Raw genomic sequence first — 12,337 nt, forward strand, 5'->3', positions numbered from 1 at the left:
CTGCCAGCCTACGAACTGGCTAAAGTGTCAGATTTTTAAGGTGTCAGCTCACCGAGATAGACATTCTATCTCTGTACTATTATTATATGAATTCGCTTCGTTTATGTCAATCAGAGCAAACATTTTTTGCTTTTTTACAACTTAACGTTTTAGATTTATTATATCCATTTTGTTTATGTGAATGATCGGTCTCGCTCCAGTAACCTCTCAAACGTACTGTCCATCCCAAGTGCCCCCAGCGGAGCCGTGATCAGAATGGCCATAACTGCCACGGAAAGCACAATCTGACCGCACGGAAGTCCCATAGCCATCGGTACCGAACCAATGGCTGCCTGCACGGTTGCCTTTGGCAGATAAGCAATGACGCAGAACAGCCGCTCTTTCCAGTTCAGCGCTGTTCCTGCCAGGCAGATCAGCACACCGATCGTACGGAAAATTAACGCTGTAAAGATCATAAGAACTGCTGTCAGGCCAGCTCCCATCGTATAACGGATATCTACCGCTGCCCCCACCAACACGAACAGCAGAACCTCCGCAGCCAGCCACAGCTTTCCAAATTTCTCAGACAATCTCGCTGATACTGCTTTGATGCTCCGCAGCTTCAGCACACACGCCATGCTGACCACTGCCAGCAGACCAGACACGGAAATGTACGGTTTTACCCAGTTTTCCACTGACATGAGCAGAAAAGAAACCCCCAGTACGATGATAACCTTCATGCTGTTGCGGACATAGTGTTCTTTGGCATACGCCGTCTCAAAAAACAGGCTTAACAGCCATCCCGCTACAGCACCCAGCAGGATTCCGCTCACAATGGAAATGGGGATATTTACAAAATTCATAACCCTTGCGCTACCGCCCTGGGCCATGCCGGAAAATGTAGAAAACAGGACAATGACAAAAATATCATCACAGGATGCCCCGGCCAGGATCATCTGCGGAATACTCTTTTTCGTACCATATCCGATTTCCATCAGCTTTACCATGCGCGGAACTACCACCGCCGGGGAAACTGCTGCCAGCACCGCGCCCATCACAGCCGCCTCAATGCGGTTCACCCCAAGAATCATGGGCGCGAACAGCACATAGCCCAGCAACTCAAAACTGGCCGGAACGCAGGACAGCATGACCGCAGGCCGTCCCACCTTTTTTAAGTCCGCAAGATTCAGGGACAATCCGGCCTTCACCAGAATGATGATGAGTGCCATCTGACGCAATTCTGACGAAATCGAAAGAATGGACGGATCGAGAAGATCCAGCACATAAGGGCCAAGCACAATACCGGTCAGGAGCATGCCGATGATGCGCGGCAGCCGGATGCGCTGACAGATGGCCGCCATGGCCAGACCCACCAGAAAAATAAATGAAAGTGACGTTAGCATAACTTTTCCTCCTTTTTGCACAGGGACCATCACACGCAATGCTCGCGAAAAAAAAGCTGGTGACCCTGTGATTTTCTCACAGAAGTCATCAGCTTTGTATAAGCGGTTCTGGTTTCCCAAGGGAGAACTTCATTCCCTGTCGATATTCTACTTGATTTTACTCAATTCGTAAAGTTATTTTTACGTTATAATGCCTTTTCGTAACACCAGTAATCATGTTCGTGCAGAAAACACGCTCCAACTGTTTCATATTCAAAAACCTTATAGGATGCAAGCGCCTTTTTATTTTCCTTTGCGACCAGAATGTGCACACTCTTAAATCCCTGTCTCCGCAGCTCCTCCATGGCCCCGGTCATCAGCCTTCTGGCAATGCCCTGATTCTGATACGCTTCCCTTACCCCCAGTCTGGACAGCTCCCGCCCCGGCTGTAATTCCGGTGTCCAGCAGGTCAGGCTCTCCACCTTCGGATCCTGATCGATGGAAATGACTCCGGCTATCTCGCCGTTTTCCTCGTCCCGCAGACAGAACAGCGCATTGCGGGATAAGTCAAATTCCACATCACTGCGGGCCGGATAATCGGCTGTCCAGGCACAAAACGGGGTTCCTACCAGGGAACGGTAGAGCGTCAGAACCTCGTCTGCCTCACTTTCTTTTACATGTTCAAATACAAGTGCCATATCGCAATTCCTCCTTACGAAAACAGACAGTCTGCTTCTGTTCCAGACTGCCTGTTTTTTCATGCTCCTGTTCTTTGCAGGCAGCTCACTTATTCTTTTTCTCCCAGCGGGAAATGACAAAACACTGTTCTGTCCCCAAACCTCCTGCATGGCGGCTGCTCTTTTCCACAAATTTCCTGTGCATAAGGGCATCTGGTGTGGAATTTACACCCGGACGGCGGATTTACCGGGGACGGAATCTCACCGGTCAGCAGTTCTTTTTCCCTGCTCCGCAGATGCGGATCCGCCTTCGGAATGGCATTCATCAGGAAACGGGTGTAGGGATGCAGCGGATGGTTGTAGAGTTCATTCGTCGCTCCCACCTCGCAGATGCTTCCCAGAAACATCACGCATACCCGGTCCGCAATGAATTTTACCACGCTTAAGTCATGGGAAATGAACAGGTAGGTCAGCTTGTATTCTTCCTGCAGATCTTTTAGCAGGTTTAACACCTGGGACTGAATAGAAACGTCCAGGGCCGACACCGGCTCATCACAGACGATCAGCTTCGGATTCAGGGCAATAGCCCGGGCGATTCCAATACGCTGGCGCTGTCCGCCGGAAAACTGGTGCGGATACCGGTTGTAAAATTCCTCCGGAATGCCGACTGCCTTCATCAGCTCCTTCACCCGGGCTTCCAGTTCCTTTTTATCCTTCATGCCGTAAGTCGTTAACGGCTCCGCAATGATCTTCGCCACGCTCATGCGCGGATTTAAGGAAGCATACGGATCCTGGAAGATGATCTGCAGCTGTCTGCGGATCTTCGCAAACTCAGATTCCTTCATGGCGGTGATGTCCTGGCCTTCAAATTCCACCTTGCCGGAGGTCACATCCAAAAGCCGGATCAGCAGACGCCCCAGCGTACTCTTGCCGCAGCCTGATTCGCCTACCAGGGCCAGGGTCTCCCCCTCATAAATTTCCAGGTTCACATCGGACACCGCATGTACCACCAGTGGATTTTTCTTCGTGCCGCCGATGGGGAATTCCTTTACCAGATGCTCGGTGCGCAGCAGAAGTTTTTTATTTTCCATCTTCAGCCACCTCCTCACTTAAGAAACACCGCACCTTATGTCCCTCTGCTGTCTCATACAGCTCCGGTCCTTCTTCAAAGCACCGCTCTGTGGCGCACTCACACCGGGTGCAGAAACGGCAGCCCTTGGGCAGATGCAACAGGTTCGGTACCACACCTTCAATGGTGTAGAGGCGGTCTTCCTGGCCGTCCAGTTTCGGGATGGATTTTAACAGTCCCTTCGTGTACGGATGCGCAGTGTGGTCGAACAGTTCAAAGGTCTCAGCCTGCTCCATCACCCGCCCCGCATACATGACATATACATAGTCGCAGATTTCCGCCACCACACCCATGTTGTGGGTGATCAGGATAATAGAAGTCCCCTGCTCCTCACAGAGCTTCTTCATCAGCTGAAGGATCTGCGCTTCAATGGTCACGTCCAGAGCCGTGGTGGGTTCATCCGCGATCATCACCTTCGGGCGGCACACCATGGCCATGCCGATCATGACTCTCTGGCGCAGACCGCCGGACAGCTGATGCGGATAGCTCTTGTAACGCTTCTCCGGCTCCGGGATTCCCACCGCACGGAAAATATCAATAACACGCTGCTTTGCTTCTTCTTTGGAAACCTTCTGGTGGAGCAGGATTGCCTCCTGCACCTGTTTTCCCACCGGATACACCGGATTTAAAGAGGTCATCGGCTCCTGGAAGATCATGGATATCTCGTTGCCGCGCACCTTCGCCAGCTCCCGTGAGGAAAGATGGGTGATATCACGTCCATCCAGGGTGATGGTTCCGCCAACCACCTTGCCCGGATGACGCAGAAGTCCCATCACGGACATGGCAGTCATGCTTTTGCCGCAGCCGCTCTCTCCTACAATGCCTATGATTTTTCCGGCCGGAACCTCAATGCTGACGCCGTCCACCGCCGGAATCTCCCCTTTTGCGGTAAAGAAGTGGGATTTCAGATCACGGATATCCAATACGATTGATTCACTCATGCTCATCTCTCCTCTCCTTTACTGTTCTTTTAAATATGGGTCCAGCACATCCCGGAGGCCATCCCCCAGGAAGTTGAATGCCATGACCACGATCATGATGGCCACACTCGGTGCGATGGAAAGCCACGGCTCCGAGAACAGATATTTTTTGCCGCGAACAACCATCAGGCCCCAGCTGGCACTCGGCGGCTGCGCGCCGACACCCAGGAAGCTTAAGGATGCTTCCGACAAGATCGCTGACGGGATATTTAAGGTAAACAGCACGATCAGGGACGGGATGCAGTTCGGCAGAATGTGCCGGAACATGATGACCCACTTCTTCACACCAATGCTGCGGGCTGCCTCCACATACTCCTTTTCTTTTAAAGAAAGGGTCTGGGAACGGACAATGCGGGCGGTTCCCGCCCAGTTTACCAGGCTCAACGCAATGAAAATATTGATCAGGCCGCCGCCCATGGTGTACATGACAACCATAGCCAGCAGCAGCGATGGGAATGCCAGCATCACATCCGCCAGGCGCATGATGATGAAATCCACCTTGCCGCCGTAAAAACCGGCATACATGCCAAGCACTGTACCAATGGCCATGGAGATCAGAGTCGGCACCAGACCGATGGTCAGGGAAATGCGCGCGCCAAAAATGATACGGCTGAGCACATCACGCCCCAGCTCGTCGGTTCCAAGCCAGTGAGCCGCACTTGGATGCTGCAGGCGGTCCGAAAGACTCTGCTGTAAGTGATCATAAGGTGCCACCAGAGGGGCAAAAACTGCAATGAGAATCATGAAAATAATCAGCAGTGCGGAAAAGGCCGCCAGCTTATTCTGGCGCACCAGTGTTTTTGCCTTGTCCAGCCAGGTGTCTGCCTCGCCGATCTGGGCATTGAAATCCGTCTGCATGTATTTCGCTTTTGCGTCATGCTGCTGCATACTTCTGTCCGATCCGGTCTGGTCGTTTTCAGACAGATTCTGTATGTTCTTTTCTTCCATCTTACGCGCCCTCCCTGATTCTCGGATCCAGTACATTGTAAAGCAGATCTGCCACCAGATTGCCCACAATGATCAGAATGGTAGTAAAAATAACCGTGCCCTGCAAAAGCGGCATATCTCTTGTCTCAATGGCATTCACCGCCAGACGGCCAATACCCGGAACGCCAAACACACTCTCGGTCAGTACCGCGCCGGACAGCATGCTGGATACCTGCAGTGCCATCATGGTGACGACCGGAAGCATGGCATTTTTCAGTGCGTGCTTCACAATAACACCGGATTCCAGCAGTCCCTTGGCCCGTGCCGTGCGGATAAAATCATTCTGCATAATCTCCACCAGGTTGGAACGGGTCATGCGGGCAATGCTTCCGGCAGAATTCCAGCCCAGCACGATGGCCGGAAGGATCATGGCCCGGAAGGAATCGAAGCCGGAAACCGGAAACCATTTGAACTTAAACGCAAACAGATACTGCAGCACCAGCGCTGTCATGAATACCGGCATGGAAACACCAATCAGTGCGCCGCCCATAAACAGGCGGTCCAGCAGCTTATTCTGCCGCACTGCCGCAATGATGCCTGCCACAATACCAATGATCCAGGCCACTACAGCCGCCAGCAGAGACAATTTCACCGTGTTCGGGAATGCCTCCAGAATGATCTTTGTCACATTCCGGTTCAGCCGGTAGGATGTTCCGAAATCCCCCCGAAGCGCATGGGCAATATACTGCAAAAACTGCACATACAATGGCTTGTCCAGCCCCATTTCCTTACTGATCTTCTCGATCACCGCCGGATTCACATGCTCTCCCATCATGGTGGTAACCGGGTCACCCGGAACAATGCGCAGCATGATAAAAATCAGCAACACCACACCCACCAGAACCGGGATAGAGATCAGAATCCGTTTCAGTACTTTCCTTAACACACCTCATCCTCCTCTACATTACATAGGAAAAGAGAGTGCCGCGAAGACAGGCCCGGCAAACCACGATATGCCTGTGACTGCCAAAGCTCTGGGTGCAACACTCCCTTAGCATTTATGCGTTTACTCGCTCAAAGAAATATTGTAGAAAAGCTGATCGCTCAATCCGCTCCACAACGGTGCGAAGCCCTGTACCCGCTTGCTCACTGCAAACAGATGGAGTCTGGAGAACATCGGCACCCAGGCTGCGTCCTCGTGGATGAGCTTCTCTTCCAGCGCCTTGTATTCTGCAAGACGTTCATCCTCATTTACAAGGGTACGCGCTTTTGCTACACGCTCCATCACCTCCGTATCCGGATAGTTAATGGAACGGATCCTTGTTTTCTCTTCATTGCCGAAGAAGGTATAAATGAAGTTATCCGGATCGTTGTAATCTGCGGACCAGGTAGACATGAAGGAACCAAGCTCACCGGATTTTCTGGTTTCTAACCAGGTAGATTCATCGTAATTTTTGATTTCTGCGCGGATGCCAACCTCGGCAAGCTGATCGCTGACAATCTCCAGCGCCATGGTCATGGTATCAGATGCGGAACTGTCTGCCGCAATCTCCATATCAAAGCCATCTGCATAGCCGGCCTCGGCAAGCAGCGCCTTCGCAGCCTCCGGATCGTACTTGATTTCCTCCTGATCCGGATTAAAGCCGATAAGACCGTGTGGGAAGATTCCCTGCTCCACCTGGCCTCTGCCGCCGTAAAGGGCATCCAGAATAGCCTGGCGGTCAATCGACATCTGAACCACCTTGCGGACTCTGACATCCTGGAATGGCTCCTTATTAAAGTTCATGGTAAAGTACACGATACCTACACGCGGGCCCTGTACGATCTGATCCGGATAAGTCTCGGTGAAACGGTCTACCGAATCTGCAGCATAATCCAGGTCGAGGATATCAAGCTCACCGCTTTCAAACATCATGGACTGGGTCTCGGTATCCGGAATGATCTTGATGACAACACCCGGGAGCCCGGAAGCACCCTTCCAGTAATCCTCATTGCGTGTCAGAACCAGCTGGTTGTTGAAGCTCCAGGAAGAAAACTCAAACGGGCCGGTACCAACCGTCACAGCCGGATCCATGCCGAACTGATCACCCGCTGCCTCGGTGGCCTCGCTATCGTAAATAGAAACACCCGGAGAAGAAATGCTTGCCAGGAAGCCTGCAAACGGCTCCTTTAAGGTAACCTTAATGGTGTAGTCATCTACCACCTCAACACCTTCCAGGGTATCCGTCTCGCCTGCCAGGAGCTCATCCGCGCCCTTGATCTGGTCAATAAACTCGGTATTCACACCGCCTTCTACGGTCAGCATGCGGTGGAAGGTGTACGCCACATCCTCTGCTGTAAAGTCATTGCCATTGTGGAACTTCACACCCTGTCTTAAATGGAAGGTATACTCCAGGCCGTCATCTGAAATATCCCAGCTTTCAGCCAGACTCGGAACAATCTTGGAATTGCCGTCCGCATCTACCTCAACATCTACCAGACGATCAAAAATGTTAAACGGCACCTCGTAGTCCTTGGAAGTTTTCTGCACATCCGCAGTCTGAATATCTGCGTTCAGAGCCGCAACCAGGTAACCGGTGGTATCCACATCCACACCCTTTACCTCGGCCGTGCTCTCGTTCTCAGCGCCTGCAGTATTATCTGTTGTATCGGAAGTTTTGCTGCCGCCGCAGCCGGTCAGCGCCAGACCTGCTGTCAGAGCAGCCGCCAGCATGAGACTGATCTTCTTTTTCATCATATCCTCCTTCACCTGGAACCATTTAAAACCCAAAAATGGTGCATTGCCCCGAAAGGATGCACCATTGCATTTGCATGTTCACTGAGTTTTAAAATGTCCGCTAATGAGGAAATCATACCACATTGAAAGGGGATTTTCAATATCATTTCGAGGGATGAGGCAGAGATTTCGAGAAGATAAGGTAAAGGCCCTGAAAGGGGCGGCCTTCATTTCTACTGTATTATGAAAATTAGAGTGAATGCAATTCATTTAGTGTCAATGCCTCCAGAAACACGATCCGTTTTGCCAGCAGCCTGGAATCTGCTGAAACCTGGGTAATACCTCCTGCGCTCTTCATTAATGTATTCATACTCTCTGTCCTCCCTGTTTGATATCTATATTTTAGAGACAGGAGTACACATTTTTTGTACACTTGGAAATTCAAAAATGAGGGCCGTCACAATGGTCCTCACCTTCTTATTCTTTATCTATCATTTTATATCATGTTTTTTACAGGGCAACAAGTAATTCCCGGTTGTCCCTTTTTTATGGTATAGAATTCCCCTGTATCTATTTTGATTTCGGTCGAAATGACCTTGATTATAAGATATGTACTACAAATAGATTTCGCCATTCAGGCAAAGCGGCTCATTGAGATATGAGGCAGACTTTTTCCGAAATTCACACACGAAGCAAACCGCATGAAACGGTTCGTTTTGCTGCTAAATTCCAAATTCCTTAAGTAATTGTTTCTTCGGCTTTTTTGATCCGACGCACAGAATTCTGAAGCTGTTCTACAAATGGGTCTTCGTAATCAGCTTCGATTCCAGCCAGATCTGCCTTCACGAAATCAAGCAATGCTGCCAGTTCTTCCAGTGTTTTTTTACTCATATACTTCCTCCATAATACAGAGGAATCCTAAATAGGTAGGTTATCACATTTTCCGTATGTCTGCAACAAAAAATCGTACTGCCCCACCCGGCCCGGGAATTATTCACAGAGAAAAACAGGATTCATAAGAAAGGCCAGAGAAAACCGTTTCTAAAGCGATTTTCTCTGGCCCTATCTTTATCTCATAATTTTATTACATTAAGGACTTATACAGCTCCTTGATCTCCTCTACGGAAGTATCTCTCGGGTTACCCGGACGGCATGCGTCTGCGTATGCAGACTCGGACAGGAAGTCCAGATCCTCTTCTTTAACGATGGCCTTTAAATCAGCCGGAATTCCTACATCTGCGGACAGCTTCTTCACAGCGTCTACAGCAGCCTTGCGGTACTCTTCCTGGCTCATGTTCTCTACGCCCTCAACACCCATAGCCTTTGCGATGTATTTGTACTTGTCACCGGTGCACGGAGCGTTGTACTCCATAACGGTCGGAAGAAGGATTGCATTTGCTACGCCGTGCGGGGTATCATATACAGCGCCCAGGGAGTGTGCCATGGAGTGAACAATACCAAGACCTACGTTGGAGAAGCCCATGCCTGCTACATACTGGCCAAGTGCCATACCCTCTCTGCCCTCCGGGGTGTTTGCAACTGCGCCGCGTAAGGAGTTGGAAATGATCTCGATTGCTTTTAAGTGGAACATATCGGTCATCTCCCAGGCACCCTTGGTGATGTAACCCTCGATTGCGTGGGTCAGAGCATCCATACCGGTGGAAGCGGTCAGGCCCTTCGGCATGCTGGACATCATATCCGGGTCAATGACTGCTACAACCGGGATGTCGTGGGTATCTACACATACGAATTTACGTTTTTTCTCAACATCGGTAATAACATAGTTGATGGTAACCTCTGCTGCGGTACCTGCGGTGGTCGGAACTGCGATGATCGGTACGCACGGTTTCTTGGTCGGAGCTACGCCCTCAAGGCTTCTTACATCCTCAAACTCCGGGTTGTTGATGATGATGCCGATGGCTTTTGCGGTATCCATGGAAGAGCCGCCGCCGATGGCGATCAGATAGTCAGCGCCGGATGCCTTGAATGCTGCAACACCGGTCTGTACATTCTCGATGGTTGGGTTTGGTTTGATGTTGGAGTAGATCTCATAAGCAAGACCAGCCTCGTCCAGAACGTCAGTTACCTTTTTGGTTACGCCAAATTTGATCAGATCCGGGTCGGAACATACGAAAGCTTTTGCGAAGCCTCTGACTTTTACTTCATTTGCGATCTCTTTGATAGCGCCTGCGCCATGATAAGAAGTTTCATTTAATACGATTCTGTTTGCCATGATAAAAATCCTCCTTGAGTTTGTGCTCATTGATTTTCTGTTTTGCTGAATCTTTTCGGGATGTCATTTACATGATCATTCATCTCCCGAACTGATATTATTTTAACAACTATAACATAAAAAAGAAAGTGACAAAGTATCACTTCTGTCACTTTCTTCTTATATTTGTGGATTTATCACAATTTCCATTGTAAATTTTGTATCATTTTTCCAGTGTTCCGAGGTTTTCTCCGATTCACAAAATCGTCGGCTTTTTCACAAAAGCTCCAGCTCCGAGAACACCTTCTCCAGCTTCGGCGGCATGGCTTCAACCAGCTTGTCCGACATGCGGCGCGGAGTATCTTTCATCCCGCCAAGCACCCATTTTTCTGTCATATACACGGACCCGCGGCAATACATCTCCAGAAGGAACTCCATCTCTTCCTCTAACGGGCGGCTGGTCTTTCTGGCAATGAGATCTTTGTAAAACTGCAGAATCAGTTCAAAGTCGTGCTCTTTCACGGAGTTGTAATCATCCGACCGGAAAGCCTCGGTAAAAAATGCTTTCTCATTTAAGATAAACTCGAATTTCTGGGTCAGGCTTTCGCCGACCGTGTTCCCCATGCCAATCTGCTCGAAGGACTGCAGCACCAGCTTGTCAAAATACCAGTTGATGAGATCGTATTTATCTTTGAAATTGCGGTAAAAGGTCTGGCGGGTCAGGCCGCTGCCCTCCACAATATCCTTCACCGTGATGCGGTCTACCGGGGTGGTCTTCATGCACTCCTTGATGGAGGCCGCCAGCTTGTATTTGGCACGGTCATGCTTTTCTTGTGTTGTCTTCTGTTCCATCATGCTGCTATCCTTCTCCTTACATTTCCTTATAATATTGTATCATCACCGCAGTTCCACAGCAAGCAGATTACCCGAATTTCGCTTACACTTTCGTATACATCCGGAAAACACATACCAAACCGCATTGGCATCCTGCTTTTTCTTTTCCCGGTTGTAAGCCTCCGCAGCTTATGTTACAATACTTTGGAAATAAAATCGCACGAACCAATAACCTATTCACAATAAGGAGTACACACATGTCCGCAAATGTAATTTTAAAAAAGGGCGAAGGCCGCACCTTAAAGGCCGGCGGTGCCTGGATCTATGATAACGAGATTGACAAAATTGAGGGAGAGTTCGAAAACGGTGATATGGTTTTCGTTTCTGACTTTGACGGCTACCCGATGGGACAAGGCTTTATCAACACCCGTTCCAAGATCACCGTCCGTATAATGACCCGCAAAAAAGATACCGTGGTCGATGACGCTTTCATTGAGATGCGTGTCCGTGATGCCTGGGAATACCGTAAAACGACCGTAGACACCTCCAGCTGCCGCCTGATCTTCGGCGAGGCCGATTTCCTGCCTGGCATCGTCATCGACAAGTTTTCGGATGTTCTGGTAGTCGAATCCCTGGCGCTGGGCATTGACCGTTTCAAACCGGTCATCCTGGATAAGCTGAAGAAAATCCTGGCTGAGGACGGCATCTCCATCCGCGGCGTTTACGAGCGCAGTGACGCCAAGGTCCGCCTGCAGGAGGGCATGGAGCGCGTGAAGGGTTTCATCGGTGAACCGTTTGATACCAAGGTTGAAATTGTAGAGAATGGTGTCCGCTATATGGTAGATGTTCAGGATGGCCAGAAGACCGGCTTCTTCCTGGATCAGAAATACAACCGCCTTGCCATCCAGAGACTTTGTAAGGACAAGAAGGTTCTGGACTGCTTCACCCACACCGGCTCCTTCGCGCTGAATGCCGGAATTGCCGGAGCTGCTTCCGTTCTTGGTGTGGACGCGTCCGAGCTGGGCGTAGCTCAGGCCCGCGAAAACGCAGAGTTAAACGGACTCTCTGACCGTGTCACCTTCCAGTGCGCAGATGTCTTTGATCTGCTTCCGGAGCTGGAACAGAAGGGCGAAAAGTTTGATGTGGTTATTCTGGATCCGCCGGCCTTCACCAAATCCCGCAGTTCCATCAAAAACGCTGTCAAGGGCTACCGCGAGATCAACCTGCGCGGCATGAAGTTAGTAAAGGACGGCGGCTACCTCGCTACCTGTTCCTGCTCCCACTTCATGGACCCGGAGCTGTTCACCAAGACCATCCGCGAGGCCGCAGCCAACGTACACAAACGCCTCCGCCAGGTAGAATACCGCACCCAGGCAGCCGACCACCCGATTCTCTGGACCGGAGGCGAGCAGGCATCGTATTACTTAAAATTCTACATTTTCCAGGTCGTGGATGAGAAGTAACAATATAGAGACAGAACCCACTACAGGTCCGAAGCCGG

General features: G+C 50.3%; 11 protein-coding genes and 1 riboswitch. Of the genes, 1 reads left to right on the plus strand and 10 read right to left on the minus strand.

Features of this window, described 5'->3' with window-relative positions:
• Positions 1–173: 173 nt before the first annotated feature.
• The 10 genes from DWY84_RS13550 to DWY84_RS13590 all read right to left on the minus strand — a co-directional run bounded on the left by DWY84_RS13550 (position 174) and on the right by DWY84_RS13590 (position 10,857).
• The gene (locus DWY84_RS13550) at positions 174–1,382 is read right to left on the minus strand and encodes a cation:proton antiporter (RefSeq protein ID WP_118533901.1); all 1,209 of its coding nucleotides are present in this window, start codon (positions 1,380–1,382) and stop codon (positions 174–176) included.
• A gap of 72 nt (positions 1,383–1,454) precedes the next feature.
• Positions 1,455–1,528: riboswitch (Fluoride riboswitch) on the minus strand.
• Between the two features lie 39 nt (positions 1,529–1,567).
• Positions 1,568–2,059 (minus strand): GNAT family N-acetyltransferase, encoded by a 492-nt coding sequence (locus tag DWY84_RS13555; protein WP_182434962.1) that lies wholly within the window; start codon positions 2,057–2,059, stop codon positions 1,568–1,570.
• Between the two features lie 89 nt (positions 2,060–2,148).
• Entirely contained in the window at positions 2,149–3,129 is a 981-nt protein-coding gene (locus DWY84_RS13560; RefSeq protein ID WP_118533903.1) for an oligopeptide/dipeptide ABC transporter ATP-binding protein, read from the minus strand.
• A complete protein-coding gene (locus DWY84_RS13565) occupies positions 3,119–4,108 on the minus strand; it encodes an ABC transporter ATP-binding protein (RefSeq protein ID WP_118533910.1) in 990 nt (329 codons plus the stop codon). The genes DWY84_RS13560 and DWY84_RS13565 overlap by 11 nt, the downstream gene beginning before the upstream one ends.
• Positions 4,109–4,126: 18 nt before the next feature.
• Positions 4,127–5,095, minus strand: coding sequence for a nickel transporter permease (nikC, locus tag DWY84_RS13570; protein WP_347560805.1), 969 nt, complete (start codon positions 5,093–5,095; stop codon positions 4,127–4,129).
• 1 nt (position 5,096) lies between these two features.
• A complete protein-coding gene (locus DWY84_RS13575; RefSeq protein WP_118533904.1) occupies positions 5,097–6,020 on the minus strand; it encodes an ABC transporter permease in 924 nt (307 codons plus the stop codon).
• Positions 6,021–6,140: 120 nt separating this feature from the next.
• Positions 6,141–7,811, minus strand: a complete 1,671-nt coding sequence (locus tag DWY84_RS13580; RefSeq protein WP_243024866.1) for an ABC transporter substrate-binding protein — start codon at positions 7,809–7,811, stop codon at positions 6,141–6,143.
• 717 nt (positions 7,812–8,528) lie between these two features.
• Positions 8,529–8,681: a hypothetical protein gene (locus DWY84_RS17460; RefSeq protein ID WP_178716787.1), complete on the minus strand. Its 153-nt coding sequence runs from the start codon at positions 8,679–8,681 to the stop codon at positions 8,529–8,531.
• Positions 8,682–8,874: 193 nt separating this feature from the next.
• Positions 8,875–10,023 (minus strand): lactaldehyde reductase, encoded by a 1,149-nt coding sequence (gene fucO / locus DWY84_RS13585; RefSeq protein WP_118533906.1) that lies wholly within the window; start codon positions 10,021–10,023, stop codon positions 8,875–8,877.
• 255 nt (positions 10,024–10,278) lie between these two features.
• Positions 10,279–10,857: a TetR/AcrR family transcriptional regulator C-terminal domain-containing protein gene (locus tag DWY84_RS13590; protein ID WP_347560187.1), complete on the minus strand. Its 579-nt coding sequence runs from the start codon at positions 10,855–10,857 to the stop codon at positions 10,279–10,281.
• A gap of 236 nt (positions 10,858–11,093) precedes the next feature.
• Here DWY84_RS13590 and DWY84_RS13595 point away from each other — a divergent pair, with 236 nt between their 5' ends.
• Positions 11,094–12,299: a class I SAM-dependent rRNA methyltransferase gene (locus DWY84_RS13595; RefSeq protein WP_118533907.1), complete on the plus strand. Its 1,206-nt coding sequence runs from the start codon at positions 11,094–11,096 to the stop codon at positions 12,297–12,299.
• The last annotated feature ends 38 nt before the right edge of the window (positions 12,300–12,337 follow it).

It is taken from the genome of Clostridium sp. AF27-2AA (assembly GCF_003478505.1).
Taxonomy (GTDB): Bacteria; Bacillota; Clostridia; order Lachnospirales; family Lachnospiraceae; genus Brotaphodocola.

Coding starts and splice junctions, on each gene's coding strand:
- DWY84_RS13590 (WP_347560187.1), bottom strand. CDS start 10,857: ATGATGGAACAGAAGACAACACAAGAAAAGCATGACCGTGCCAAATAC.
- DWY84_RS13550 (WP_118533901.1), bottom strand. CDS start 1,382: ATGCTAACGTCACTTTCATTTATTTTTCTGGTGGGTCTGGCCATGGCG.
- DWY84_RS17460 (WP_178716787.1), bottom strand. CDS start 8,681: ATGAGTAAAAAAACACTGGAAGAACTGGCAGCATTGCTTGATTTCGTG.
- fucO (WP_118533906.1), bottom strand. CDS start 10,023: ATGGCAAACAGAATCGTATTAAATGAAACTTCTTATCATGGCGCAGGC.
- DWY84_RS13560 (WP_118533903.1), bottom strand. CDS start 3,129: ATGGAAAATAAAAAACTTCTGCTGCGCACCGAGCATCTGGTAAAGGAA.
- DWY84_RS13595 (WP_118533907.1), top strand. CDS start 11,094: ATGTCCGCAAATGTAATTTTAAAAAAGGGCGAAGGCCGCACCTTAAAG.
- DWY84_RS13555 (WP_182434962.1), bottom strand. CDS start 2,059: ATGGCACTTGTATTTGAACATGTAAAAGAAAGTGAGGCAGACGAGGTT.
- DWY84_RS13580 (WP_243024866.1), bottom strand. CDS start 7,811: ATGATGAAAAAGAAGATCAGTCTCATGCTGGCGGCTGCTCTGACAGCA.
- DWY84_RS13565 (WP_118533910.1), bottom strand. CDS start 4,108: ATGAGTGAATCAATCGTATTGGATATCCGTGATCTGAAATCCCACTTC.
- nikC (WP_347560805.1), bottom strand. CDS start 5,095: ATGGAAGAAAAGAACATACAGAATCTGTCTGAAAACGACCAGACCGGA.